Genomic DNA, 24,652 nt, shown 5'->3' with positions numbered 1-24,652 from the left:
AATCGCACCAATTTTGTGACCGGCAGCGCAAAAAGACCTGGTCATCTGTACAACTCACCGTCGGGCGCCGGAAAAGGTGTCCTACGCCACTTCTCCTGAACCCGTGTGAGCGAAAGCCACCACGCCCCGGCGAGCACGACGAGAAGCCAGATCAGCGACAGATCTCCGTAGATGACCTGCCACCAGTTCCAGTCCAGTTCCTTCAATCCGGTCTTAGGAAGGAACAGCGACGGCCCGGGCAGTTGCGCCACCAGCCCGAGCACGCCGAGACCGATGAACACCCGATCGCGCGCCCGGATGCCGACGACGAGGAAGACGAGGATGAACACCGACGTCAGCACCCAGTGGTGAATCCACGCCGCCGGAGCACCCAGCAGTGCCACCGCCGAGGCGACCAGCAGACAGAGCTCGACCTCACCGCGGTTTGCGAGCACACGGGCCAGGACAAGGCAGTAGATCGCGGCGACAATCGTGAACAACAGCCACCAGTGCGATCGGTCGGACTCGGACAGTCCCATCCGAGCCAGTACGCCGGCGATGCCCTGGTTGTAGGCGAAGGCGAGCCCACCGATCCGGTCGGCGTCGAACAGGGTCGACGTCCAGTACTTGTGCGAGTCCGACGGCGTGATCGCCCACGCGATCCCGGAGAAGAGAAGGAAACCCAGTCCGACGTTGAACGCGGCCCGCCACTGCCTGCGCGCGAGGTAGTAGATGACGATCACCGCCGGTGTCAGCTTGATCGCCGCGGCGAAGCCGACCATCAGCCCCCGATAAGGCTCCAGCCAGGCCGGCCGCCGGTCCCAGATCGTGTCGGCGACCATGAGCGCGACCAGCAGCAGATTGACCTGACCGAGGTCGAGCGTGATGCGGACCGGTTCCATCTGCAGGGCGACGGCGGTCAGGATCATCGACCACCCGATGGGGAGGTCGCCACATCCGACACGTCGCAGCAGCAGCCGGATCAGCCACCACACCACCAGGCATCCGGCGATCGCCATGATGACCGCACCCACCCGGACCGGCAACCAGCTCAGCGGCGCGAAGACGAGCGCCGAGAACGGCGGATAGGTGAACGGAAGGATCTGGCCGTCGTTGATCGTCGGCACGTTGCCGTCGTAGAGGTGCGTGCCGTCCACCAGGAACCCACCGCCGTACCGGTAGACCTGGAAATCCACCGGCGGACCCCAGTACTTGATCGGCCCGACGTGGAACAGCCACGGCTGGGCGAACACCCGTGCCACGCCCAGCACCAGCACCACGGCACCAATGATGTTGAGGCGCTTGTGGGCACCGGTGAACACAGCAGGCACGCGCAGATAGTAGTCGGACTGTCGGTCGGCGCTTCCGCGCACCCGGTAGGCGCGGCGACGAGGTGGAAGTGCGATCCGTTTGAAGTTGAGCCCGGAAGCCGGGCTCAACTTCAAACGGATCAATGGCCGGCCGACCACGTGGTTGCCATGAGTGCGCAGCGGCGGCATTCTCGTCGGCGGCGCGAACCGGCGCCACAAAACTAGGGGAAGAAACTTCTTCCCCCACCCTTGGAGTCCTCCCCCAGAATTTTCTCGCGGACGACTACGAACCCCGGGGAAGAAGTTCTTCCCCTAGATTTTGCGGGCACGACGCCGGCTCATTTCCGCAGGTCAGCGGGATTGTTTACCGAGATCTTCGGAGCCCAAACAGCAACGAACCCGGGACAGTCATGCTGTCCCGGGTTCGTGAGTGCAAGCGCCGAAGCGCTCAGATCACTTGACGGAGACCTTGGCGCCGGCCTCTTCGAGCTTGGCCTTGGCAGCCTCGGCGGCGTCCTTGTCGACCTTCTCCAGGAGAGCCTTCGGAGCACCCTCGACGAGGTCCTTGGCTTCCTTCAGGCCCAGTCCGGAGACGACCTCGCGGACGACCTTGATGACCTGGATCTTCTTGTCGCCGGCAGCCTCGAGGACGACGTCGAACTCGTCCTGCTCGGCAGCAGCCTCGGCGGCACCACCAGCGGCCGGAGCACCGGCAGCGGCAACGGCGACCGGAGCGGCCGCGGTGACCTCGAAGACCTCTTCGAACTTCTTCACGAAATCGCTGAGCTCCAGCAGGGTCAGTTCCTTGAACTGATCGATGAGCTCGTCAGCGGTGAGCTTCGCCATGGTTGGCGTCCTTCCTGTAATCCCCGTACGGGGGTGGTTCATCCCCGTACGGAGCGCGGGGATCGGTTGTGATGCGGCGGGTTATTCGCCGGCTTCGGTTTTCTTCTCCTGCAGGGCCGCGGCCAGGCGCGCCACCTGCGAAGCCGGCTGATTGAACAGACCGGCAGCCTTTGCCAAGTTGCCCTTCATGGCACCGGCGAGCTTGGCCAACAGCACCTCACGGGTCTCAAGGTCGGCGATCTTCTCGATCTCCGCCACGGACAGCGGCTTGCCGTCCATGTATCCGCCCTTGATGACCAGCGACTTGTTGTTCTTGGCGAACGTCTTGATCGCCTTTGCAGCGACAACCGGCTCACCTTCGATGAAGGCGATCGCGGTCGGACCGCTGAACAGCTCGTCGAGTCCCTCCACGCCCGCATCGGCTGCGGCACGCTTCACCAGGGTGTTCTTGGCGACGGAGTAGGTTGCACCCTCACCGAGGGAACGACGCAGCTCGGTGATCTGGGTGACGGACAGGCCACGGTACTCCGTGACGACCGTCGCCGTGGATCCCTTGAACTGCTCGGTGATCTCCGCAACTGCGGTGACCTTTTCGGACTTGGCCATACTTCGCCTCCTCTCCTCGTCATTAGAGTTGGTCGGGCTCAACCAACCAGGTCATGACTTCCGAGGGGCGAAACGACAAACGGCCCCGGGCACAGGAGGCACGGGGCGCAGAGTTCTCGCGCACTTTGCAGCACGCACTACGTCTCGTTCATCCTGCGTGGGCCGGCGACATCGCGCACCTTCGGCCGGACAAGTCCGGTGACCAACGGTCTCTGGTTGAACCGATACGACGCACGGTTGTGCATCACATCGGCAGAGAGGTTACGCCACCAGGGCTCGACGCTCCAAATCGGCGATGCGCACCTATCCATTCGGATGGTTTTCGCAGCCCAACAGCCGCCTGACCTCATGTTACGTGCGCATGACCAAAAAAGTAGCCACCCGGTTAGCTATCCGATATGTAAGTTGAGTTATTCTTCAGCGAACGACGGAGTGACCTAAGACACAGTGTAATTCGCGTCTCGTGGCCAACCCGTCACCGACACGGCGGGGTGTCGGTGGGCACCGCGATTCGGTGCCGCATCGGCTCCCCAGGCAGGTGATGCACCATGACGTACCAGCTGGACACCACCGGACTCAAGCGCGCTCTGCGAGGTACCGAACAACCGCAGCCCGGCCGCACAACTGCGACCCCCCACTTCGGAGCGCTGCCACTCGGCGACCCGACCGGCGGCGCGGATGCCATCCGCTGGCGCGAGCAGGTCGACGGCGCGCAGCTGTATCCCCGCGTCGTCATCGACCGCGACGTCTCGATCGAGATGAGCGACGGCATCACTCTGCGTGCCACGGTGATCCGGCCGGCGAACCGCTTCGGTCAGACCGTGCTCACCCCCTACCCCGCCATCGTCAACATCAACCCGTACAACCGGGCCGCGATCGACTTCCTCGACCAGACGCTGCACGCCCCGGTCCTCGGCAAGGCACTGCACTCGGCGTCGCGCTCGATCGACGCCAAGGGCACCGCCCTCGAAGGGCTGACGACCCTCACCCAGACCCTCGCGGGCGGAGTCTTCGACGTATTCGGCATCAACCGCAACCTGGTCCGCAGCGGGTACGTGCAGATCATCGTCGACGTCCGTGGCACCGGCGCCAGTCACGGCAAGTGGCAGATCCTCGGCGCGCGCGAGCAGCAGGACTCGGTCGAGATCATCGACTGGGTGACCGCGCAGGACTGGTGCGACGGGGCGGTCGGCCTCGCCGGATGGTCGTACTCGGCGATCAACTCGCTGCAGGCCGCCGACAAGCAGCCGAAGGGCCTCAAGGCGGTGTTCGCGGTGGAAGGCTGCGACGACATCGTCCGCGACATCTACATCACCGGCGGTATGCCGTCGGCCTTCATCCCGGCCTGGCTTTCGGTGGTGAACCTGCTCAAGTGGGTACCCAACCCGGCCTGCGTTGTCCGCGACCTGGTGCGCGGCGACACCCTGCGCTGGGCCCGCGATCGCGTGAAATCGCCTGCGACAGAGATCGGTTCGCTGCTGTGGGGCTTCCTCACCGCCCGCGACGACCGCATCTTCGACGACCCCTACTTCGACGAACGCGACCCCAAGGTTGATCGCATCGAGGTCCCGACCTTCACCGTCGGCGCATGGCACGACCTCTTCGGCCGCAGCGCCACCGGCGTCTACGAGCGGCTCGACATGGAACCCGGCCGCAAGCAGATGGTGGTCGGCGACGGCTACCACTTCGACGTCGGATCGGGGTACGGCGGCCAGTTCGCACCACCGCGGCTCGACGTCCTCGAGCGCGCCTGGTTCGACCGCTGGCTCAAGAACCAGCGCAACGGTGTCGAGTACTACGGCCCGGTGACCATGCTGCAGCAAGGCGGCGCGTGGACGTCGGGACCGAGTTTCCCGCGCGCCGGCGTGCGCACCCACCGCCTCTACCTGGTCGACGAATCGTCGGCCACCGCCGACCACGCCGTGCACGACGGTTCACTGAGCCTGACCCCCAACGCCGACGTCTCGTCGCTGCACATCCACCCCGACGTCCGCGGCCTGCGGTCGCGCGACATGTCGCAGGTGACGGCCGGTGCGACCATCGCGCTCGGCAACTCCTACAGCCGCGACGCCCGATACCAGGAGGGCGGCGCGCTCTCGTTCACCAGCGCACCGGTCACCGAATCCACCCCGATCAGCGGCGCGATGAACCTGCGCCTCAACGTCGCCACCACCGCGCACGAGGCGATCTGGGCCGTCACCGTCAACGACGTCGCCCCCGACGGCACCTCCACGGTCCTCACCAACGGCGCGCTGTCGTCGTCCAACCGGGCGCTCGACAAGAGCATGTCCACCTACTCCGACGACGGACACCTGCTGCGCGCCCACCACTTCCTGTCCCGCAAGCGCAAGCTGCCCGTCCCGGCCGACGAACCGGTGCGCATCGACGTCGACCTCGTCCCGACCGACGCCGTCCTCGAACCCGGACACCGACTCCGCGTCGACGTCTACGCGGCCAGCTTCCCCCGCTACCTCACCGTCGTCCCCGACCTCATCAAAGCGCGCGGTCGGCGTCAGCGCCTCGTGCTCGACCCCGAACACCCGAGCTACCTGACGTTCTTGGGCGGCGACGGCATCGACTGACAGCGAGCCGCCACTCGCCTTCCGCTGCTTGGCGGCGACGGCATCGACTGAGCCCTCCACCGCTCCCCGGTCCTTGCCGCTCCCTGAGGTGCGAGGAGCGCTAGCGACGAGCCTCGAAGGGCCTGGTGACACAAGACAATTGGGTGACCAGATAGAAACGGTCGCCAGGCCTTCGAGGCTCGCAAGCTCGCACCTCAGGCAGCGGGTTGGCTCGGAGGCTCGCACCTCAGGCAGCGGGTTGGCTCGGAGGCCCCACCTAGCCGGCAGATCGAATGCTCACAAACCCGAATCCGCGAGCACCACCCGATACACGAATGCCACCTCCGGGCCCAGCACGATACCCGCGAGGTCGATGAGCGTGTTCGCGAACCCCGGACCATGCGCGGGCCCACCGGAGTCGTCGAGATGATGCGCGATCTCGTGCAGCGCAACGAGTTCGCGCATCGCCCAACGTCCTTCACGTGATTCCGGGATGGCGATCGTGGCACTCTCGGGCTCGTAGTGCGCTAGGCGAAAGCCGCGTCGGGCGCGAACCGACACCTGCACCGCCGCGCGCGGGAACCGGTCCTGCACGGCAGGCATCGCCAATACCTCCCGGACGTGATCCCGCACCGAATCGATCGACGCGAAACGCGCCTCGACGGGGAGCGTGAGCTCGGTGCCGGCGATCTGCACGGTCCGCGTCGGTCCGGCGCGATCGAACATGTTGAGCACCAGCCGCTCCGCGGTATAGAACCGGCTACGCAACGAATCTCTGGGCGCCACCAGACCTACCCTGCCTCAGACCGTCGGGTTCGTCGGCGATGATAGTTTCCTGCCATCGCGCGATTGGAGTCACGATGCCCGCTGAGGCCAACCCGTCGACCGACGACCGGGATGCGTCGAAGACCGAGGAGACGTCCTCCGACGACACCCGATCGCCTTTGGACGAGCGCCGCTTCGCCGCACTCCGCGCACTGTTGCAAACGTGGATCGCCCGTGGTCAGGCCTTCGCGATCAAGGTGTACGAGTTTGTTCAGGTGATGCCCGGCGGGACGTTGCTGATGCGCATCATCACCGACATCATCCGCGGCAACATCACCGACCGGGCCATGACCCTGGCCGCGCAGGCCTTCACCGGCATCCTGCCCATCGTCATCCTCATGACCACGCTGCCGGGCAGTTCGTACCTCGACGAGGCTCTCAAGTCGTTGGGCATGCATTCCGAGCACGTCGATTTCGTGTCGTCGAGCAACGACGCCACCGTCGGCACCTTCGGGTTCATCGGCGCACTGATGTGCATCGCGGGCGCCACCTCGCTGGCGCGCGCGCTCGGACGCATGTACGTCTCGATCTGGCAGGTCACCAAGCTGCCGTTGAGCGGCTGGTGGCGCTGGGTGGTGGTCATCTTCAGCATTCCGGTGGCAGTCATCTTCCAGGGCTTTGCCACCGACCTGAAGACCAACACCATCTTCAACATCCACATCGACGACAGTGGTGTCCTCGGGATCATCCTGGTCATCGCGGTGACGTTCATCATCTGGACGATCACGTGGACACTCATCCCGCGATTGTTGGTCTCGACGCAGGTTCCGATGCGGTTGCTCATCGTGAACGGAGCCGTCACCGGCGCACTGGTGACCGCCTATCTGGTCGGCAGTCGGATTGCGCTCCCCCGCATCGTGGAGAACACCACCCAGCACTACGGCACCCTCGGCGTCGTGTTCATCGCGATCAGCTGGCTGTTCTTCTTCGGCTGCATCCTGGTGGTCACCGCGCTGGTGGTGCACGCCTTCGTTACGGACGAGGGCACCATCGGGCGCTGGACCCGTAAGTACGTCGGCGCACCGAAGCCGATGGCCCGTACCGAGTCGGCGCGCTGGTACCAGCCGAAGATCTGATCGTCGGCGATGGCGGTCGTCACGCCTCCAATGCCCCTCGCGGCGCCCCGAATTCGCGGTCGGGTCCGAGTTTGGCCCGACGACCCGCCTTGTCTCCGGCACGACGTGCAGCCTCCGAGTATCCGGCCGACGCACTCGACGGTCGCCACGTCCCGCGCGCCTTCGATTCGGTCCGGTAGAAGTCGCTGACCTCGATCTCCTTGTTGCGCAACGCGACCGCCGTCGACAGCGTCGGCTGAGCCGAGTCGCGTTCGGCCTCGATCGCCTCCGCGCGTGCCGCGTCCCGCGCCTCCGACAGCCGACGGCCGATCCGCTCGGCGAACGCCGACTGGAAGTTCAGCCGAGCGGTGATCGGCGACAACGGCTTCTCCTCGACGACCCGTCGCGCCCGCCAGCCATTGCCCTTGGTCACGACGCGGGCGAAGGTCTCGCCCTTGTAGGCACCCGACCGCAGGTAGGCGTCGCTGGCCGCGACCATCTGCACGATCAGCGACGTGTACAGCGTCTCGCACGCATCGATGTCGAGTTCGTATCCATAGGCCAGCACGTAGGTCGAGTTGTGTGCGACGTCGACCGTCACGTCGTTGGCCCGCGCGATCGCCACGAACAGCTGCACGTACGTGCGCAGCCCACGCTTGCCGGGTTCACCGAGCACCACCTGCCGGGAGATCGGGATCGTCTTGGTCCGCGCCGCCGGGTCGTGCGCACGGGCAACCGCCAGATCGATCGACGACGCGGTGGCCAGACGCTGGGCCGCCTGCATGAACGTCTCCGCCTCATGCTCGTTGTCGGTGTTCTCGGCCTGACGCAACAGGGCGGAGATTCGGGTCAGCAGCTTGTCGTCGCGCATATAAGTCAGACTATGCGCAGCCCGATTCGGTTCCCTCCCGACGACGAGACCCCGCGTCCGCCCAGTTCTCCGGAAATCCGCCCCACACACCTGTCCCCGATTTCCACCCTCGGCTAATGGCCCGTCGACGATATGTCGATGAATGCTCTGCCGAGGGTGGGAATCTGGGGCGGATTTCAGGAGGGGCCGAAGTCCGGGGCGGAGATCAGCGACGCGCCACATTTACCGGCTGACGCGCCTCCGCAGCCGCACCCTCGGTCCCATGCACCCCGTCCAACGACGGCACCCAGCGCAACCAGCTCGGCCAGTACCAGTTGTTGCGTCCGAGGATCTCCATCGTCGCGGGCACGAGCAGCATGCGCACCACGGTCGCGTCGATGAACACCGCGGTGGCCAGGCCCAGGCCCATGGCTTTGAGTCCGCGGTCGTCGAAGAAGACGAAGCTCGCGAAGACACACACCATGATCGCTGCGGCCGCGGTGATCACGCGGGCCGTGGACGCGAGACCCTCCGTCACCGACGTCGTCGCGTCGCCGGATGCCAGATAGCGCTCTCGGATACGGGATACCAGGAACACCTCGTAGTCCATCGCAAGCCCAAAGGCCACGGCGAACAGGACGATCGGCACCCAGGCCTCCGTCGGCCCGACCTTGCCGACACCGATGAGCTCCATCCCCCAGCCCCACTGGAACACCGCCACGATCACGCCGAACGCCGCTCCCAGCGACAACAGATTCATGATGATCGCCTTCACCGGGATGACGATCGACCGGAATGCCAACGCCAGCAAGATGAACGAGCACGCCAAGACCACCGCGATCATCAGCGGCAGACGACTCAGCGTCAGCTCGGAGAAGTCACTGCCACCCACCGACACCCCGGTCAGCTCCACCGGTAGCCCCGACGCGGGCGCCACGGTGTCGCGTATGTGATGCACCAGGTCGAGCGTCTCTTGCTCTTGCGGCCCGGTCGTCGGCGTCACGATCAGCATCGCGACGGGCTGACCATCCACCCGTCCCAACTCGATCGGCGGGCTCACCGACGCCACACCGTCGGTGCCGCGCAGCGACGTTCCGAGCGCACCCAACCGCGCCGCATCGGCCTGCCCGTCGGGCAGCTCGGTCACCACGAAGATCGGACCGTTGGTGCCGTCGCCGAACCCGCGGGCCAGGTCGTCGTAGGCCACGCGCGTGGTGTCCGACGTCGGACGGTTGCCCGCGTCGCCGAAGCCGAGACGCAGATCCAGCACCGGGATCGACAACACGATCAGGATCGCCAAGGCCACCAGGACCCCGGCCCACGGGTGCAACTGCACGATCCGGCTCCACCGCGTGGCGATCGCGCCATCGGTGCCCGGCCGACTCCGCACGCCTGGCACCTTGAGCCGATCCACGCGTCGGCCGATGATCGCGAGCAATGCCGGCAACAGCGTGAGCGCGGCCAGCATCACCGAGAGCACACCCGCGCATCCGGCCAGCGTCATCGTCGGCCCGATCACTCCGCCCTGCGTCAACAGACCGGCGATCGCGATCGTCACCGTCGCGCCGGCGAACGCCACCGAGCGCCCGGCGGTGATCATCGCGGCCTCGACGGCATCGGGCACGTCGACGCCGTCGGCCAGCGAGGCACGGAACCGCGTCAGGATCAGCAGCGCGTAGTCGATGCCGACGCCGATCCCGAGCATCGCGGTCAACGACACCGCGAAATTCGGGGTGTCGACGACGTTCTGGAGCAACAGCAGCACCGACGCCCCGACGCCCACGCCGAACAACGCGGTCAGCAACGGCAGACCGGCCGCGACGAGTGTGCCGAATGCGATGAGCAGGATGATCATCGCCAGTCCGATACCTATCGCCTCACCGAGACCGGCGGGCGCCTGGTCGGCGAACCAGTCACTCGCGAACGACACCCGGGTACCGGGAGCGTCGAACTCCTCGGCGGACGCCTTGATCTCGTCGACAACCTTCTGCCGCACGCTGTCGTTGTCGGCGGGCAGGGTCAGCGTCGTATATGCGACCGTCCCGTCGGGCGAGAAGGCCACATCGCGCGACGGCACCGGCGAATACAGGTCGGCCATACGGGAATTCGGGTCGATTGCGGTGATCCGATCACGCAGGGCGTTCACCTCGGCGCGGACCGCCGGGTTGTTGACACCACCCTGCACCGACGCGTCGGTCGCGAACACCACCTTCGACTCGTCCGCGGCCGACCCACCACCCGCAGCGTTGAGCGTCTCCAGCGCGCGTCCCGACTCGGTGCGATTGTCGTCGGCGAAGTCGGTGATCGACTCTCCTCCGAACGCACCCGCCAGGGCGATACAGGCGAAGAGCGCAATCACCCACGCACCCACCACCGACCAACGATTCCGTACTGCCCAACGCGCCAGGGAAGTGAACATGCCTACGATCGTGCCGCGTCACGAGCCGACATGGAATAGGGGTATCCCCCCAAGATCCCCCGACTCCCACCCGACGCGTGTCGTCAAGGCGCCACCGGATCAGTGCTTTTCGCAGGCGATCCCGTCGCCGTCTCGGTCGCTGTCCGAGTTCGCGTTGTACAGGTCGTTGTCGACGGTGAAGTCCGTGACCGGTGTCCCGAGACACACGAACCCCGGGGCGACCATTCGTTCAGATGACGCTACAACCCGAACTTGTCCTGCATCTCGCGCAATGTTGCCGCCGACTTCATGAGGCCACCACGTTCCTCGTCCGACATCGGCATCTCGAGGCGGGTTTCCGCACCGGCACGGTCGACGATGGTCGGCAGCGACAGACACACGTCGTCGAGTCCCTCATAGCCCTTGGCGACGGTCGACACCGGGAGCACACGATGCTCGTTGTTGAGCACGGCTTCGACGATGCGGGTGGCGGCCAAGCCGATCGCGTAGTTGGTGGCGCCCTTGCCCTCGATGATCTTGTAGGCCGAGTGCACCACCTCGTGGTGGATGCGTTCGCGCGCCGCGACGTCGATCGCCTGCCCGCCAGGCAGCGGCTTCCAGTCGAGCAGCGGCACACCACCGATACTCGCCGAACTCCAGAGCGGGATCTCGCTGTCACCATGTTCACCGACGATGTAGGCGTGCACATTCTGCACCGCGACGTCGCAGTGTTGCGCGATCAGGAACCGCAGGCGCGACGAGTCGAGCACTGTGCCCGACCCGAACACCTGATTGTTCGGCAGTCCACTGATCTTGAGCGCCGCATAGGTCACGATGTCGACGGGATTGGTGACCATGATGTAGACCGCATTGGGCGCCACATCGAGAACGCCCGGCATGATCGCCTTCGTCAAACCGATTGTGGCCTCGGCCAATTCAAGTCGCGACTGGCCGGGCTTCTGCTTGGCGCCTGCAGTGAACACCACCACGTCGGCGTCGGCGCAGACGGACACGTCGTCGTCGCCGATGATGTCGGCACGCGGCACGAACTCGAGGCCGTGCGACATGTCGAGCACCTCGGCCGTCACCTTCGGGGTGTTGATGTCCATCAGCGCGATGGTCCGCGCCACGCCCCTGATGAGCGACGCGTACGCGACTGCGGTTCCCACTGCTCCCGCACCGATGATTGCCAGCTTGGTTGGTCGGGCTTCCATCCATTCACCGCCTGAGTCGGATTGTCGGTTGGGTAGTGCTCCCCTTCTGTCATAGCCGATTTGTGCGGTCGCTGTCGGCCGAACTCCCAGGTGGACACTCAACCTTCACCGAATCAGCGCGTCACGACCCCCAGATCGATCAGGCTGTGACCGGCCTCGACGAGACTCGCGCCGACCGGACGGGCCGTCCATCCGAGTTCCCGCTGCGCTTTCGCGGCGTCGAGACGCATCGACATGCCGTAGTAGGTGAGGCCGAGGCGCACGGTCTTGTCGAATCGCGCGACCAACCACATCAACGCGTACGGAAGCGGTCGCGTCGGCACACGGTATCCGAGCGGACCGAACTCGCCGCGCAACACCTGTGCCATCTCACCCATCCACATCCAGTCGTCGGCGACGAGGTACCGATTGCCCGCTGCCGCAGGAGTTTCCAGCGCAAGCCGATGCGCAGTGGCGACGTCGCGGACGTCGACCAGGGCAAACCCGAGCCGCGGTACCGCCGGGATCTCATGGGACAGCATCATTCTGATGGGCTCCATGGACGTCGGCCGGCCGGGATGTTGCAACGGGCCGACGACGGTTCCGGGGTTCACCACCACGAGTTCGACGCCGTTGGTCGACGCGAAATCCCACGCAGCGCGTTCGGCCAGGGTCTTGCTCTTCGGGTACGGCGCGCAGAGGGCAGGGTCGGACCAGTCCGCCTCGGTGTGCAGGCGGTCGCCGTGATCGGCACCATGCACGACGGCATCGGCCGACGATGTCATCACCACGCGACGCACCGAACCCGACGCGGCACGCAGAACACGCATCGTCCCGTCGACGGCGGGACCGACGATCTCGTCCGCGTCCTTCGGCACCGACGCGGGTACCGGAGAAGCCATGTGCAGCACCGCGTCACATCCATCGACGGCCTCGCCCCAGCCGGCGTCGAACCCGAGATCCGCCGACACGAATTCGAGGTCGCCACCCGCCTTCTCGGCGATCGCGTGCAGATGTGCGACGTCGGACGTCAGGGTGTTGCGGACCGTGCCCCGAACCTTGTAGCCGTGTGCGAGGAGGTCGGCGACGGTGTAGCCCGCGATGAAACCGGTAGCGCCGGTGACGAGGACTCTCGGTGCAGATGCGGCCACAACGCCTCCTGTGTCGGTGCACCATCACTATGCCGTCCCGATGACGAAAAAGGCGAGGGTGCTTCTGCAGCACCCTCGCCTTCCTCAGACTTCGGCTGCGGTCAGCTCCCGTTGACGAGCTTGAACGTCGTGGTCGACGACGCGCCCGAGACGACGTCCTTCACCTTGATCGAGTACGTGCCGGGACCCGGGTACTTGACACTGAATCCGACCCAGCCCGAGCAGACCGCCGTCTTGTACGTCGCCCTGTCGGTCCCGGGGAAGGAGATCTCGATCTGGCACTTCTCGCCCTTGACCTCGGCGTTCGACCGGTCGCGCGCCGACCAGGTGACACCCGGGCGGAACTGCTTGATGTCGAACTGGTCCGGGCCGACACTGCGACCGTGCCACGCGCCCACCTTGGTCACGATCGATGCGACGCCGTTCGCGCTCGGGTTGCCGGGCTGGCCGCCCTGCGGGCCGGGGGCGCTCGACGAGCCGGCGCTCAGCGCGTTGATCAGGTCGGTGAGTGGGTCGGCCTGCGCGACGACCGGGGCGGCGAAGAGGGCCACCGCTGCCGTGCCTGCGAGTGCGCCGGAGACGATTCGCTTCATGTATGTGATTCCTTTCGAACGGCACCGCACCGTGCGGTTGCCGAATGCTTCTGGACCCCCCGTACTTCGTACCCACCGCAGAGCCGTCGGGCAATCAAAACCGGCCGGGCGCGGGCGAATTCGTCCGATCGGGCTACTGTCTCATCGGCTGGACGGGACGTCGATCAGCCGCCGCCGACCCGTCGACCTTGTTAGCGTGTGACTCGACAGTGCCAGTCAGAGGAGGACAACGATGTCGCTTCACGAGGTCGAATTCACGTCGCACAACGGACGCGACACCATCTTCGGCTGGATCTACGTTCCGGTCCGGCCGGCCGTCGGGATCATCCATCTCATCCACGGTCTGGGTGAACACTCGCGACGGTATTTGCCGCTCATCACCAAGCTGCTCGACGCCGGGTTCGTGGTCGCCGCCGACGACCACGCCGGCCACGGCAAGACCGCCATGACGTCGGGCATCTGGGGCGACGCCGGCGACGACGCCGATCAGGTGGTGCTCGCCGACGAGCGAACCCTCGCCGCAGCCGTCCGCGAACGCTTTCCCGACCTGCCCTACATCGTCTTCGGGCACTCGTGGGGATCGATGATCGCGCGCGGCCTGGTCGCCGGCGACAGTGACCATGTCGCCGGTCTCATCCTCGGCGGGATCGCCGCGCAGATGCACGGCATCGAAACGCTCGTCGACCGCGACGGGTTGGCGTCCGAATCGGACCCCGAAGGCATTGTCGGCGAGCAGTATCTCGCCGCGCTGTTCGACGGTTTCGTGTCCCGTTACGGCGAGGGTGCCGGCCCCACCGACTGGGTGGCCCGCGACGCCGAGGTCGTGCGCGACCACGCGACCGACCCGTTCAACAACTTCGGCGCCCCCATGTCGGTCCGCTTCATCCGTGGCTTCATCGACCTCTACGACACCGCAAACGGCGACGGCTTCTACACCGGCGTGCGTCCAGATCTGCCGGTCCTCATCCTCGCCGGCGACGACGACCCCGTCACCAACTACGGCGAAGGCGCCTATCACGTCGCCAACCGCCTGATCGCGACCGGCCACCCCGACGTCCGCGCCCGCGTCTACAGCGGTTTTCGTCACGAAGTCCACAACGAGCCGGAGATCCGCGACGACGTCGCCGACGAGATCATCACGTTCGCAACGCGCTGCGTCACCGCACCGACCGCGGGCTGAGCGGCCCCCTGACGTCGTCGGCGTCGCGGAGGCCGGGCGAGCGTGGTCGCCGGGCGCGAGGCATTCCGCGACCCACCCGAACCCACAGCGACCCCGTCGGATGCCTGTACCCCTCAACCCGACCACGTGCACAATGCACCTGGCCAGCCTCCCAGGTACAGATTTCCGCAGGTCACCGCGTAGGGGAAGGTTCTTCCCCTACTTTCTGCCCCTGCTTGTTGAGTCGTCCGCGAGAAAATTCGCGGGGAGGACTCCAGGGGTAGGGGACGAGTTTCTTCCCCTATTTTTCGTGGATCATCGTCGCCGCGCCGCGCTCCACGGCCCTCTTCCCGCCTCCACGATCGCCGCCGCAGGCGGCGGGTGGGTCGCTGATCCGGGGAGTTGGGCGACCGCCGCGGTGACTTCGTGCCGGTGATCCTCGGCGCAGTCGCAGCCGCACTCACCGCATACCGCCTCCGCCAACCCGCCGGGTACGTCGCCGCCGTCATGATCGCGGCCGGCAAGGCGACCTGGAAACTACTCGCTGCGGCCGACATCGCCGACCTCCCCCGCCTCGCCGACGCGCTGTTCCCGTTGATGGGTTGCGGTTTCGTCTTGTTGGCTGCCACCGCGTGGGGTCTGCGCAACCCAGCCGTAGCTGTAATTTGCTGTGCCGCAGCCGCTCTCGGCGTGGCAATACCGTCCATCGCCGACGGATTCCTGGTGGCCGCCATCGTCGGTGTCACGGCGTTGTTCGTCGCACTCGGGCGCGACGCACGCCGTGCACGTGACACCCCGACCGTCGCACTTCTCGCATGCAGCCTGCTCGCCACCTACGCTCTCGGTCCGATGTCGTCGGGTGAGCAGACGATGACCGCGCAGTGGATCGAGCAGAGCATCAACTCCGCCGGCCAGGCCGCGTTCGCGCTCGCGGCGTGGAGGTTGCTGCCGATCCCGACCTCACGCAGAGAGACAACGAACCCCCGACCACCATCGGCGGTCGGGGGTTCGTGATGCGGGTTTCGCTCAGGCCTGTGCGGGCTCGGCGAAGTTGCGGGTGACTGCCGGGTCGACCGGGATGCCCGGGCCCGTCGTCGTGGAGACGGTCACCTTCTTGATGTAGCGACCCTTGGCGGCCGATGGCTTGGCGCGCATGATCTCGTCGAAGGCCGCGCCGTAGTTCTCGGCCAGCTTGGTGGCGTCGAACGACGCCTTACCGATGACGAAATGCAGGTTGGCTGCCTTGTCGACGCGGAAGTTGATCTTGCCGCCCTTGATGTCGTTGACGGCCTTGGTCACGTCGGTGGTGACGGTGCCCGTCTTCGGGTTCGGCATCAGACCACGCGGGCCCAGGACACGCGCGATACGACCGACCTTGGCCATCTGGTCCGGGGTGGCGATCGCGGCGTCGAAGTCCAGCCAGCCGCCCTGGATCTTCTCGATCAGGTCCTCGGCACCGACCTCGTCGGCACCGGCGGCGGTGGCCTCGGCGGCCTTGTCGCCGGCCGCGAAGACGATGACGCGGGCGGTCTTACCGGTTCCGTGCGGCAGGTTGACGGTGCCTCGAACCATCTGGTCTGCCTTGCGGGGGTCGACGCCCAGCCGGATCGCGACCTCAACGGTCGAATCGGTCTTCGTCGACGAGGTGTCCTTGGCCAGCTCAGCAGCCTCCAGCGGGCTGTAGAGCTTGGACTTGTCGACCTTCTCGGCCGCGGCCTTGTAGGCCTTGCTGTTCTTGCTCATTGCTCTGTTCTTTCTCCGTGTTGCTTGACGAGTTCGTGGTTAGTGGGCCGAGCCGGCCCTCCCACTTGGTTGCGCTGGTAGATCAGCCTTCGACGGTGATACCCATCGACCGAGCAGTACCGGCGATGATCTTCGCGGCCTGATCGATGTCGTTGGCATTGAGGTCTTCGGCCTTGGTCTTGGCGATCTCGCGGACCTGGTCCATCGACACCTTGCCGACCTTCTTGACGTGGGGCTCGCCCGAGCCCTTCTGCAGACCGGCAGCCTTCAGCAGCAGCTTCGCGGCCGGCGGGGTCTTCAACTTGAAGTCGAACGAGCGATCTTCGTACACGAAGATCTCCACCGGCACGACGTTGCCACGCTGCGACTCGGTCGCGGCGTTGTACGCCTTGCAGAATTCCATGATGTTCACGCCGTGCTGACCGAGCGCCGGACCCACGGGCGGGGCCGGGTTGGCCGCGCCTGCCTGGATCTGGAGCTTGATGATCCCGGCGAGCTTCTTCTTCTTGGGAGGCATCCTTGTTCCTTGTTTGTTTCTTGCAAATCCACGTCCGCTGGAGGCGTGGAAGTTCTTATGTCAGCGCCCGCTTCCGCTCCCTGAGGTGCGAGGAGCGCTGGCGACGGGCCTCGAAGGGCGCCGTTTAAATCTTCTCGACCTGGTTGAACGCCAGCTCGACCGGGGTCTCGCGACCGAAGATCGACACGAGCACCTTGACCTTGCGCTGCTCGGCGTTGACCTCGGAGATCGACGCGGGCAGGGTCGCGAACGGGCCGTCCATGACGGTGACCGACTCGCCGACCTCGAAGTCGACCTCGATGGTCGCAGTGGCTGCGGCGGCCGCGGCCTCCACACCCTCGGCTGCGGCACCCTTCGACGCAGCCGGCTTCTTCGCCTCGGTGCGCGGCATCAGGAACTGCAGCACCTCGTTGAGGCTCAGCGGCGACGGCTTCGAGTTCATGCCGACGAACCCGGTGACACCCGGGGTGTTGCGCACGGCGCCCCACGACTCGTCGTTGAGATCCATGCGCACCAGGATGTAGCCGGGCAGCACCTTGCGGTTGACCTTCTTGGGCTGGCCGTTCTTGATCTCGGTGACCTCTTCGGTCGGGACCTCGACCTGGAAGATGTAGTCGCCGACGTCGAGGTTCTGCACGCGGGTCTCGAGGTTGGCCTTCACCTTGTTCTCGTACCCGGCGTAACTGTGGATCACATACCAGTCGCCCGGCGCGCGACGCAGCTGCTTGCGGAGTTCTTCGACCGGGTCGAGCTCCTCTTCGACAGCGGGCTCGGCAGCAGCTTCTTCGGCAACAGCCTCGGCGGCTTCGTCGGCCTTCTCGACAGCGGCCTCGCCACCCTCGACGGCGTCCGCCTCGTCCTCAGCGGCCTCTGCCTGGGCCTCGACACCCGGATCGTCGGTCTCGTCCACGGTCGCCACGGCGTCTTCAACGACGTCGGCATCGACGACATCGACCGCGCTGTCCTGCGCTGCCGAAACGTTCTCGTTCTCCGGGGTGCTCACTGCGCCCACGCTCCTTTGTATTCCTACGTTTGCGGTCGTCGTGGTCGACCGGCACACCCACTTGCGTGGATCAGCCGAACAACCAGAGGACGCCCTTGGCGAAGAGGATGTCGATGCCGGCGATGAACGCCGTCATGATGATCACGAAGACCAACACGACGATCGTGTAGGTGATCATCTCCCGACGAGTCGGCCAGATGACCTTCTTCAGCTCTGTGACGACCTGCGTGAGGAACACCCAGATCCGTGTGAACGGATTCCGGCTCTCCTCGGCAGACACCTTCTTCTTCTTGCGTTCCTTGACGGCGACCGCGGAACCACCATCGGCGTCCGCGTCTCCGTCGGTGTCGGATGCACCCGCCGACCGACGACCCCGAGCCGAGCGCTTGCCGGACGGCCGCAGATCCTTCGTCGTCGTTTCCTCGGACGACGTGGTGTCATCCGATGCTTCGACGTCGTCCGCGGCTTCGTCGCGACCGTCGAGCTCCTCCGCAGCCGATTCGGCCGCGGCGGATTCCTTCGCGGCGTCTTTGGCGGCCGAAGCCCGGTCTCGCTTGCTCAACTTCGAGGTCCTCTCGTCAACGTGTGCCCTTCACCAGGGCAGGGGCGACAGGACTTGAACCTGCAACCTGCGGTTTTGGAGACCGCTGCTCTGCCAGTTGAGCTACGCCCCTTTGTGACCACCGGGGTGATCACCGTCGATCGGCTCCTAACACAACCAACGCGCCACCCTATGGGCAGCGCGCAAGTCAAGAGTCAACCTGACACTTCAGTGTAGAGCACGAAGGGAGCCGAACCCAAAACCGGTCCGTCGGACCGAGTTGTCGCCCACGTAATTCGATCGACATACCACATCTTCCGGCAGGCCTACCAGGCGGCTTACCTTTAGTCGCATGAACAAGAAATTCATCGCATCCATCGGAATTGCCGCTTCATTGGCGGCCGGAGGCACAGCCCTCTCGGCCGCGGGTCCCGCAGACGCAGCTCGCGACTACTGGGGCGCCATCGCCTTCGACAACAACGGTCGGACCGCCACGGCCTACAACTACCCGACCGCGCAGTCCGCCATCAACCGGGCGAAGGCACTGTGCGGCTCGCACTGTGGGCAGTTCTCGTTCGTGAACTCCTGCGGCGCCATCGCCTACACCAACAGCAAGAGCCGCTGGGCATGGGCGCGGGGCTACCCGTCCCGCTACACCGCCGAGCGCGCCGCGCTGAACCGACTGGGCTCTGCCGGCTACGTCGCACGGTGGACCTGCACCGCTCGATGACAGACCCCCAGTCACGACAGATCTGGGCCTGATCCGCTTGTCACCCCAAGCAGATCAGGCCCAGTTTCGTGTGTGGGTCAGTTGAACTGGATCTTGGCCTGCGCGCGGCCGAAGATCTTGCGGTCACCCTGCTTGGCGACGATGGCGATGACACCCTGACGGGTCTCGGGGTCCAGCGACTTGACCTTGCCGGTGAAGTCGACCGCGGCGCTGTCGTCGGCCGGCACGTACACCGGGCTGGTGAAGCGGACGTTGTACTCGCAGAACGCCGCGGGATCGCCGATGAACTCGGAGATGAAGGTGGCACCGAGACCCATCGTCTGCATGCCGTGCGCCACCACACCCTCCATGCCTGCGGCCTTCACCAGGTGATCGGAGAAGTGGATGGGGTTGGGGTCGCCCGCGACACCCGCATAGTTGGTCAGGTTGCCCCGCGTGAGCAGGAACCGCTTGGCCGGGAGTTCCTGGCCGACGGTCAGCGTGTCGAAGTCGATCGACGCGAACGCACCGGGCGACTGCGTCGGGTCGGGCAGTTCGTAGCGACCCGGTTCCGGCTCCACCGTCCGGCCCGCGTGACCGGTCTTGTCGACCTTCATCATCACGTGGTCGAGCGACTCGGTCAGCTCCGGCGCGATCTCCATGCCGGGCCGCGCGGCCAGCGACGTGTAGGTGGTCATCACCGGTTCGTCGTGCTGGTTCCAGATGACGTTCTTGGTGACCATCAGGTCGATCATCTCGGGGCTCGTCACATGCCGGAACGAGTCCAGCGAGACGTCGCACACCAACTGGTCGCCGACCTTCATCGGCTGGTGGTAGATCAGTCGCTGGTCGGTCTGCATGATCTGCCAGAGGTCGTATCCGGTGATGACGTCCTCGAACAGCCGGCGCTGCGCGATGATGCCGAGCACCGACACATAGGTCGGCGCGGCGATCAGGCAATCGTGGCCCATCGCGCGGGCAGCCGCCTCGTCCCAGTGCGTCGGGTGAGCGTCCTGCACGGCAAGAGCGTGTTTGCGGATCTCCTCGCGACCGATCTCGTAGTAGTCGTCGACGGTGTAGTTGAATCCGACGAGCGTCTTGGTGTGCTCGGCGATCTCCTCGGGAGTCAGCTTCGCATCGGTCTTCAACGAGTCCATCCGCTCCTCGAGATCTCTCTGTGCCACCTGGGTCATCGCTACCACCTCAACAAATCTCTGACAAAGAAAACGGACCACCTCGTCGAGGCGGCCCGTTCATCTCTTGTGCGTCGGGGTCACCGACGTCCGAATCGCTCCGGCTCTCCCTGCGAGGAGCCGTCAGCGCAACTCCGCGTCACGGAGTCGTCAGCGCGATTCCTTATGTGCCTGATGCTTGCCGCAGTTCGGGCAGAACTTCTTGATCTCGAGACGATCGGGATCGTTGCGACGGTTCTTCTTGGTGATGTAGTTGCGGTGCTTGCACACCTCGCACGCCAAGGTGATCTTGGGGCGAACATCTGTGGAGGAGGCCACTTGATTGCCTTCTTTCGGGTGGTACGTGGTCGCGATCGACGTTTCCCAGCGGGACGGCGACCCTTTCGCTCGGCTCCGTTACCGGACCCGATGTGTAGCGGTGGAGGGGCTCGATCCCTCGACCTCACGATTATGAGTCGTGCGCTCTAACCAGCTGAGCTACACCGCCCCGTTGGACTTGCGTCCAGCGAGCCCCCTGACGGAATCGAACCGTCGACCTTTTCCTTACCATGGAAACGCTCTGCCGACTGAGCTAAGGGGGCGTGCCCGATCCGCCCGTCTCCGGGCGGCTCGAGAGCCTTAACGAGGTTACACACCGACTCGTGCGCTCACCAAATCGCAGGTCAGAAGGCCTGCTGATGAGCGCTCTCGCCGATGTCGACCACGCTTGTGGCAGATGCAGGATTCGAACCTGCGTAGCTTTCGCGACGGATTTACAGTCCGCTCCCATTGGCCGCTCGGGCAATCTGCCGTGACGCTCTCGCGCCGGATATCCAGCGTAAGAACACCGCCGAGAAGAATACAACCAATTAGCCGGTTCGACGCAAACCGGCAGGTCAGGCAGATCTCGCGGGTCCCGACCGAATGCGTCCCAGTGGCGGACTAGGCTGGCCCGCATGGCTGATTCATCGTTCGACGTGGTGAGCAAGGTCGACCGTCAAGAGGTCGACAACGCCCTCAACCAAGCGGCTAAGGAGCTGTCGCAGCGCTACGACTTCCGCGGCACCAACACCGGCATCGAGTGGTCGGGCGAGGAGGGCATCGTCATCACCTCCGACGCCGAGGAGCGCGCCCAGGCCGGCCTGGAGGTGTTCAAGGAGAAGCTGATCCGCCGCGACATCTCCCTCAAGGCGTTCGACGCCGGCGAGGTGACGTCTTCGGGCAAGACCTACAAGATCAGCGGCACCCTGGTGCAGGGCATCGACTCCGAGCACGCCAAGAAGATCTCCAAGAAGATCCGCGACGACGGCCCCAAGGGCGTCAAGGCGCAGATCCAGGGTGAGGAGTTGCGCGTCTCCAGCAAGAAGCGCGACGACCTGCAGGCCGTGATCGCCCTATTGAAGGGCGAGGACTTCGGGATCGCCCTTCAGTTCGTCAACTACAGGTAGGCCGACTACTGGCCGATCCCGCGCCGCGCCATCTCCTGCAGCCGCGCGATGCGTTCCTCGGTCGGTGGGTGCGTGGAGAACATCTTCGCCATGCGGTCGGTCGCCCGGAACGGGCTCTCGATCATCATGTGCGACTGCGCCGCGATGTCGGGGTTCGGCGGCAGCGGCGCGGCCTGCACACCACCGGAGATCTTGGCCAGCGCCGACGCCAGCGCCAGCGGGTCACCGGTGAGCTCGGCCCCCGACTCGTCGGCCTGGTACTCACGCGACCGCGACACCGCCAGCTTCACCAGGGTCGCCGCAATCGGGCCGAGGAAGGCCACCAGGATCATCACCAGCGGGTTAGGGCCGTTCTCGCGGTTGCCACCGAACGCGCCGAAGAACATCGCGAAATTGGCGAGGCCGCTGATGATGGCGGCCATCGCGCCCGCGACGGAGCTGATCAGGATGTCGCGGTTGTACACGTGCGACAGTTCGTGACCGAGCACCGCACGCAGTTCCCGTTCGTCGAGGAGCCGCAGGATGCCGGTGGTGCAGCAGACGGCGGCGTTCTTCGGGTTGCGTCCGGTGGCGAAGGCGTTCGGCGATTCCGTCGGGCTGATGTAGAGCGACGGCATCGGCTGATGAGCGCTCGTCGCCAACTCACGCACGATCCGGTACAGCACCGGAGCCTCGACCTCGGTGACGGGCTGCGCGTGCATCGCCTTGAGCGACAGCTTCGCGCTGTTGAAGTAGACGTAGGCGTTCATGCCGATCGCAAGGATCACCGAACCCCACAGGATCAAGGGGCTCTTGAACAGGGCTCCGATACCGACGATGATCGCCGACATCAAGCCGAGCAGAAACGCGGTTTTCAGGCCGTTGAAATGCATCAGTCCTCGTTCGTTCGCACACCACGCGTTGTGGTGCATCATTCAATCAAACGAACCGGGGTCCGATTCAGTTTCCGCGACCGGTTAGCCCGTTCGGTCGATCGTGTAGCGGACCAGCGACGCGAGCGCCTGATGGGCAGGACGGTCGGGTAGTTGCGCGAGTTCGGCGTCGGCCGCATCGGCGTAGGACTGCAGTTTGGCCCGGGCCTGCTCCATCCCCGACGACTTGCCCAGCAGTTCGATCGCCTCGTCGACCTCGGCGTCCTCGGTCAGCGCCCGAGTCTTGCCGTCGTCGCCGACGAGCAACTCCCGCAACCGGTTCGAAGTCGCGTCGTCGGACTGCAGGGCGTACAGGACCGGCAGCGTGTGCACGCCCTCACGCAGGTCCGTGCCGGGCGTCTTGCCGGAATCGCCGCTCGCCGAGCTGATGTCGATGATGTCGTCGGACACCTGGAAGGCGGTTCCCACCACATCGCCAATCCGCGACAGACGTTCGATGTCGTCGGGCCCGGCGCCTGACGCCATCGCACCGAACCGGCCCGCCGCCGCAATGAGCGACCCCGTCTTCTCCCACACCACCTTCAAGTAGTGCTCGATGGGGTCGCCACCCGCCGTGACGCCGACGGTTTCCCGCATCTGACCGGTCACCAACTCGGCGAACGTCTCCGCGATGATCCGGACAGCTTCGGGTCCGAGGGTCGACACCAGGCGCGACGCCCGCGCGAACAGGAAGTCGCCGGAGAGGATGGCGACGCTGTTGGTCCAGCGCGCATTGGCGCTCGGCGCACCACGACGCATCGGCGCCTCGTCCATCACATCGTCGTGGTAGAGCGTGGCCAGGTGGATCATCTCGACCACCGTCGCCGACGTGATCACCTCGGAGGCATCCGGGTTGGGCCCGAACTGCGCGGCCAGAATCGCGAACATCGGCCGGAAACGCTTCCCACCGGCCTTGGCCAGATGGGTGGCCGCCTCGGTCATCACGTCGTCACCGGAGGAGAGCTCGGTGAGCAGCAGGTCTTCCACCTGCGCCAACGACACGCGCACCGTCTCTGCGAACTCGTCCGATACCAGGTCGACCCCGGCGAATGTGGACTTCACGTGATCTGCCCCTCGGCGCTCATGCAGCTGAGCCTATCGGCAACCACCGGTTCGGCAACGGATGGGTTGGGCACGCGACCTTCCCCAATCAAGCCCGCCTCCCTCCGCGATCAAGCCCGCCTCCCGCTGACCGAGCCGATTCCGAGCCCCTGGGCGAGGCATCGTGTCGAGATCACTGGTCGAGATCACTCACCGCGACCCTCTCGGACACGATGCCGATCCTTCTTGGTGAACGCACGAATGTCTTCGAGCACTTCGTCCCACCCGAAGAGCACGTCGTCGTAGGTCACTCGAAACGGGAGACCCTTGTCGATCATGATCACAACGCTCCATGAGACGCTTGACCGCCTTGGGCAACACCGGCATCAGTTCCTGTAGAGCAGGTCTGTCGAGCTTCAAGGTGTTCATCACCGAGTCGCAGGTGGCGATCCAGTCCTCGGCGCTCATGCACTTGGCGGCGTAGACCAGCGCGGTCGCGGCGTCGTCGACCGCGCTGGTCACCGGGAGCGCCGGGCCGAACCCCAGGCAGAAGTCCTTATCGGTTCGGTGCCGCTTCGATCCGCGGATGTGCGTCTTCCCGCGATATCCAGGCGGCACCCAGAAGCCCCTCGCGATCAACGCCGACACGCATGTCAGGCAGCCATGCTTCGATACAGCGGTCACTGCCGCTTGATTGGCGTTCGGAGTGGCATACCAGCCGCGAGCCGGATGCGACAGCTGCCCGTTGGCGGCCATCCGCCGAATCTGCAGGTCGGTGAAGTCCCGTTCGACCAACTCCGCGCGCGAGTGGACGCCGAAGTCCTGGTCGTGCGCCTCTTTTTCGTCCATACCAGTCAGACGCAGCGGAGCCTGTTCCGGATCCATCGGAGGTCTCGTCCGGAGCGGTCTTCCTCAGTGGCCTCCGAGGGCAATATGCCCTCGGAGACCACTCAGCGCGACCGCTCCGTTCGCCCGACATACTGGTGCGGTGAGCGACGCGACCAAAACACCCGACCGCGCCGATGTCCTCGTGGTCGGCGC

25 protein-coding genes, 4 tRNA genes and 1 pseudogene are annotated in these 24,652 nt (G+C 65.5%); 7 read left to right on the top strand and 23 right to left on the bottom strand.

Going from position 1 to position 24,652, the window contains the following annotated elements:
* Positions 1-41 precede the first annotated feature (41 nt).
* The 3 genes from ABZW74_RS08205 to rplJ all read right to left on the bottom strand — a co-directional run bounded on the left by ABZW74_RS08205 (position 42) and on the right by rplJ (position 2,741).
* On the bottom strand, positions 42-1,310 hold the full coding sequence (locus ABZW74_RS08205) for a glycosyltransferase 87 family protein (protein ID WP_355275490.1): 1,269 nt from the start codon (positions 1,308-1,310) through the stop codon (positions 42-44).
* Between the two features lie 432 nt (positions 1,311-1,742).
* A complete protein-coding gene (gene rplL / locus ABZW74_RS08200; RefSeq protein WP_355275488.1) occupies positions 1,743-2,135 on the bottom strand; it encodes a 50S ribosomal protein L7/L12 in 393 nt (130 codons plus the stop codon).
* Positions 2,136-2,216: 81 nt separating this feature from the next.
* Positions 2,217-2,741, bottom strand: coding sequence for a 50S ribosomal protein L10 (gene rplJ / locus ABZW74_RS08195; protein WP_355275486.1), 525 nt, complete (start codon positions 2,739-2,741; stop codon positions 2,217-2,219).
* A 548-nt stretch (positions 2,742-3,289) separates the two neighbouring features.
* On the opposite strand from rplJ, the gene ABZW74_RS08190 reads away from it, so the two are divergent.
* On the top strand, positions 3,290-5,323 hold the full coding sequence (locus ABZW74_RS08190; protein WP_355275484.1) for a CocE/NonD family hydrolase: 2,034 nt from the start codon (positions 3,290-3,292) through the stop codon (positions 5,321-5,323).
* 276 nt (positions 5,324-5,599) lie between these two features.
* Here ABZW74_RS08190 and ABZW74_RS08185 read toward each other — a convergent pair whose 3' ends face one another.
* The gene (locus tag ABZW74_RS08185) at positions 5,600-6,088 is read right to left on the bottom strand and encodes a TIGR04338 family metallohydrolase (protein WP_240860105.1); all 489 of its coding nucleotides are present in this window, start codon (positions 6,086-6,088) and stop codon (positions 5,600-5,602) included.
* 74 nt (positions 6,089-6,162) lie between these two features.
* Between ABZW74_RS08185 and ABZW74_RS08180 the strand changes: the two genes are divergently transcribed.
* Entirely contained in the window at positions 6,163-7,203 is a 1,041-nt protein-coding gene (locus ABZW74_RS08180) for a hypothetical protein (RefSeq protein WP_355275482.1), read from the top strand.
* Positions 7,204-7,222: 19 nt separating this feature from the next.
* Here the strand turns inward: ABZW74_RS08180 and ABZW74_RS08175 are convergent, their stop codons facing one another.
* From ABZW74_RS08175 to ABZW74_RS08150, 6 genes and pseudogenes are all read right to left on the bottom strand, one after another.
* Entirely contained in the window at positions 7,223-8,053 is an 831-nt protein-coding gene (locus ABZW74_RS08175; protein ID WP_355275480.1) for a DUF2786 domain-containing protein, read from the bottom strand.
* Positions 8,054-8,258: 205 nt separating this feature from the next.
* Complete coding sequence (locus ABZW74_RS08170) at positions 8,259-10,451, bottom strand: MMPL family transporter (protein WP_240860099.1); 2,193 nt, start codon at positions 10,449-10,451, stop codon at positions 8,259-8,261.
* A gap of 99 nt (positions 10,452-10,550) precedes the next feature.
* A pseudogene (locus ABZW74_RS08165) lies at positions 10,551-10,649 on the bottom strand (excalibur calcium-binding domain-containing protein); the annotation flags it as partial.
* Positions 10,650-10,690: 41 nt separating this feature from the next.
* Positions 10,691-11,644 carry an L-lactate dehydrogenase gene (locus tag ABZW74_RS08160; protein ID WP_240860096.1) on the bottom strand — a complete coding sequence of 318 codons (954 nt, stop codon included), beginning with the start codon at positions 11,642-11,644 and terminating at the stop codon, positions 10,691-10,693.
* 113 nt (positions 11,645-11,757) lie between these two features.
* The gene (locus ABZW74_RS08155; protein WP_240860094.1) at positions 11,758-12,774 is read right to left on the bottom strand and encodes an NAD-dependent epimerase/dehydratase family protein; all 1,017 of its coding nucleotides are present in this window, start codon (positions 12,772-12,774) and stop codon (positions 11,758-11,760) included.
* A gap of 101 nt (positions 12,775-12,875) precedes the next feature.
* A complete protein-coding gene (locus ABZW74_RS08150; RefSeq protein WP_355275477.1) occupies positions 12,876-13,367 on the bottom strand; it encodes a hypothetical protein in 492 nt (163 codons plus the stop codon).
* A gap of 232 nt (positions 13,368-13,599) precedes the next feature.
* Between ABZW74_RS08150 and ABZW74_RS08145 the strand changes: the two genes are divergently transcribed.
* Both ABZW74_RS08145 and ABZW74_RS08140 read left to right on the top strand, forming a co-directional pair.
* Positions 13,600-14,547: an alpha/beta fold hydrolase gene (locus ABZW74_RS08145; RefSeq protein ID WP_240860090.1), complete on the top strand. Its 948-nt coding sequence runs from the start codon at positions 13,600-13,602 to the stop codon at positions 14,545-14,547.
* Between the two features lie 405 nt (positions 14,548-14,952).
* Positions 14,953-15,540, top strand: coding sequence for a hypothetical protein (locus tag ABZW74_RS08140; protein WP_355275475.1), 588 nt, complete (start codon positions 14,953-14,955; stop codon positions 15,538-15,540).
* Positions 15,541-15,552: 12 nt separating this feature from the next.
* Here ABZW74_RS08140 and rplA read toward each other — a convergent pair whose 3' ends face one another.
* The 5 genes from rplA to ABZW74_RS08115 all read right to left on the bottom strand — a co-directional run bounded on the left by rplA (position 15,553) and on the right by ABZW74_RS08115 (position 18,463).
* Complete coding sequence (gene rplA, locus ABZW74_RS08135) at positions 15,553-16,269, bottom strand: 50S ribosomal protein L1 (RefSeq protein ID WP_240860088.1); 717 nt, start codon at positions 16,267-16,269, stop codon at positions 15,553-15,555.
* Between the two features lie 82 nt (positions 16,270-16,351).
* Entirely contained in the window at positions 16,352-16,786 is a 435-nt protein-coding gene (gene rplK / locus ABZW74_RS08130) for a 50S ribosomal protein L11 (protein ID WP_240860087.1), read from the bottom strand.
* A 124-nt stretch (positions 16,787-16,910) separates the two neighbouring features.
* Positions 16,911-17,789 (bottom strand): transcription termination/antitermination protein NusG, encoded by an 879-nt coding sequence (gene nusG / locus ABZW74_RS08125; protein WP_355275472.1) that lies wholly within the window; start codon positions 17,787-17,789, stop codon positions 16,911-16,913.
* Between the two features lie 70 nt (positions 17,790-17,859).
* Positions 17,860-18,351, bottom strand: a complete 492-nt coding sequence (secE, locus tag ABZW74_RS08120) for a preprotein translocase subunit SecE (protein ID WP_240860085.1) — start codon at positions 18,349-18,351, stop codon at positions 17,860-17,862.
* Between the two features lie 39 nt (positions 18,352-18,390).
* A tRNA-Trp gene (locus tag ABZW74_RS08115) sits at positions 18,391-18,463 on the bottom strand.
* A gap of 219 nt (positions 18,464-18,682) precedes the next feature.
* Here ABZW74_RS08115 and ABZW74_RS08110 point away from each other — a divergent pair.
* On the top strand, positions 18,683-19,060 hold the full coding sequence (locus ABZW74_RS08110; RefSeq protein WP_240860083.1) for a DUF4189 domain-containing protein: 378 nt from the start codon (positions 18,683-18,685) through the stop codon (positions 19,058-19,060).
* A gap of 77 nt (positions 19,061-19,137) precedes the next feature.
* Here the strand turns inward: ABZW74_RS08110 and ABZW74_RS08105 are convergent, their stop codons facing one another.
* The 5 genes from ABZW74_RS08105 to ABZW74_RS08085 all read right to left on the bottom strand — a co-directional run bounded on the left by ABZW74_RS08105 (position 19,138) and on the right by ABZW74_RS08085 (position 21,022).
* Complete coding sequence (locus ABZW74_RS08105; protein ID WP_240860080.1) at positions 19,138-20,232, bottom strand: fused (3R)-hydroxyacyl-ACP dehydratase subunits HadA/HadB; 1,095 nt, start codon at positions 20,230-20,232, stop codon at positions 19,138-19,140.
* Positions 20,233-20,382: 150 nt separating this feature from the next.
* On the bottom strand, positions 20,383-20,550 hold the full coding sequence (gene rpmG / locus ABZW74_RS08100) for a 50S ribosomal protein L33 (RefSeq protein WP_003929651.1): 168 nt from the start codon (positions 20,548-20,550) through the stop codon (positions 20,383-20,385).
* Between the two features lie 95 nt (positions 20,551-20,645).
* Positions 20,646-20,719: transfer RNA gene (locus tag ABZW74_RS08095), tRNA-Met, on the bottom strand.
* 21 nt (positions 20,720-20,740) lie between these two features.
* Positions 20,741-20,813, bottom strand: a tRNA-Thr gene (locus ABZW74_RS08090).
* A gap of 128 nt (positions 20,814-20,941) precedes the next feature.
* Positions 20,942-21,022, bottom strand: a tRNA-Tyr gene (locus ABZW74_RS08085).
* Positions 21,023-21,167: 145 nt separating this feature from the next.
* On the opposite strand from ABZW74_RS08085, the gene ABZW74_RS08080 reads away from it, so the two are divergent.
* Positions 21,168-21,659 carry a YajQ family cyclic di-GMP-binding protein gene (locus ABZW74_RS08080; RefSeq protein ID WP_240860078.1) on the top strand — a complete coding sequence of 164 codons (492 nt, stop codon included), beginning with the start codon at positions 21,168-21,170 and terminating at the stop codon, positions 21,657-21,659.
* Between the two features lie 5 nt (positions 21,660-21,664).
* Here the strand turns inward: ABZW74_RS08080 and htpX are convergent, their stop codons facing one another.
* The 3 genes from htpX to ABZW74_RS08065 form a co-directional block, all read right to left on the bottom strand.
* Positions 21,665-22,531 (bottom strand): zinc metalloprotease HtpX, encoded by an 867-nt coding sequence (gene htpX, locus ABZW74_RS08075; protein ID WP_240860076.1) that lies wholly within the window; start codon positions 22,529-22,531, stop codon positions 21,665-21,667.
* Between the two features lie 84 nt (positions 22,532-22,615).
* Positions 22,616-23,632, bottom strand: a complete 1,017-nt coding sequence (locus ABZW74_RS08070; RefSeq protein ID WP_240860074.1) for a polyprenyl synthetase family protein — start codon at positions 23,630-23,632, stop codon at positions 22,616-22,618.
* Positions 23,633-23,817: 185 nt separating this feature from the next.
* On the bottom strand, positions 23,818-23,949 hold the full coding sequence (locus ABZW74_RS08065; protein ID WP_355275466.1) for a hypothetical protein: 132 nt from the start codon (positions 23,947-23,949) through the stop codon (positions 23,818-23,820).
* A gap of 14 nt (positions 23,950-23,963) precedes the next feature.
* On the opposite strand from ABZW74_RS08065, the gene ABZW74_RS08060 reads away from it, so the two are divergent.
* Positions 23,964-24,095: a hypothetical protein gene (locus ABZW74_RS08060; protein ID WP_276615075.1), complete on the top strand. Its 132-nt coding sequence runs from the start codon at positions 23,964-23,966 to the stop codon at positions 24,093-24,095.
* Positions 24,096-24,652 lie beyond the last annotated feature (557 nt).

This window comes from Gordonia sp. NPDC003585 (assembly GCF_040610755.1).
Lineage (GTDB): Bacteria > Actinomycetota > Actinomycetes > Mycobacteriales > Mycobacteriaceae > Gordonia.
This window is presented reverse-complemented; position numbering and strand designations above follow the sequence as displayed.

Bases quoted from the DNA above. Each gene is read 5' to 3' on its own strand.
- rplL (WP_355275488.1), bottom strand. From the start codon at position 2,135: ATGGCGAAGCTCACCGCTGACGAGCTCATCGATCAGTTCAAGGAACTG.
- rplJ (WP_355275486.1), bottom strand. From the start codon at position 2,741: ATGGCCAAGTCCGAAAAGGTCACCGCAGTTGCGGAGATCACCGAGCAG.
- ABZW74_RS08190 (WP_355275484.1), top strand. From the start codon at position 3,290: ATGACGTACCAGCTGGACACCACCGGACTCAAGCGCGCTCTGCGAGGT.
- ABZW74_RS08180 (WP_355275482.1), top strand. From the start codon at position 6,163: ATGCCCGCTGAGGCCAACCCGTCGACCGACGACCGGGATGCGTCGAAG.
- ABZW74_RS08175 (WP_355275480.1), bottom strand. From the start codon at position 8,053: ATGCGCGACGACAAGCTGCTGACCCGAATCTCCGCCCTGTTGCGTCAG.
- ABZW74_RS08170 (WP_240860099.1), bottom strand. From the start codon at position 10,451: ATGTTCACTTCCCTGGCGCGTTGGGCAGTACGGAATCGTTGGTCGGTG.
- ABZW74_RS08160 (WP_240860096.1), bottom strand. From the start codon at position 11,644: ATGGAAGCCCGACCAACCAAGCTGGCAATCATCGGTGCGGGAGCAGTG.
- ABZW74_RS08150 (WP_355275477.1), bottom strand. From the start codon at position 13,367: ATGAAGCGAATCGTCTCCGGCGCACTCGCAGGCACGGCAGCGGTGGCC.
- ABZW74_RS08145 (WP_240860090.1), top strand. From the start codon at position 13,600: ATGTCGCTTCACGAGGTCGAATTCACGTCGCACAACGGACGCGACACC.
- rplA (WP_240860088.1), bottom strand. From the start codon at position 16,269: ATGAGCAAGAACAGCAAGGCCTACAAGGCCGCGGCCGAGAAGGTCGAC.
- rplK (WP_240860087.1), bottom strand. From the start codon at position 16,786: ATGCCTCCCAAGAAGAAGAAGCTCGCCGGGATCATCAAGCTCCAGATC.
- ABZW74_RS08110 (WP_240860083.1), top strand. From the start codon at position 18,683: ATGAACAAGAAATTCATCGCATCCATCGGAATTGCCGCTTCATTGGCG.
- ABZW74_RS08105 (WP_240860080.1), bottom strand. From the start codon at position 20,232: ATGACCCAGGTGGCACAGAGAGATCTCGAGGAGCGGATGGACTCGTTG.
- ABZW74_RS08080 (WP_240860078.1), top strand. From the start codon at position 21,168: ATGGCTGATTCATCGTTCGACGTGGTGAGCAAGGTCGACCGTCAAGAG.
- htpX (WP_240860076.1), bottom strand. From the start codon at position 22,531: ATGCATTTCAACGGCCTGAAAACCGCGTTTCTGCTCGGCTTGATGTCG.
- ABZW74_RS08065 (WP_355275466.1), bottom strand. From the start codon at position 23,949: ATGATCGACAAGGGTCTCCCGTTTCGAGTGACCTACGACGACGTGCTC.
- ABZW74_RS08060 (WP_276615075.1), top strand. From the start codon at position 23,964: ATGAGACGCTTGACCGCCTTGGGCAACACCGGCATCAGTTCCTGTAGA.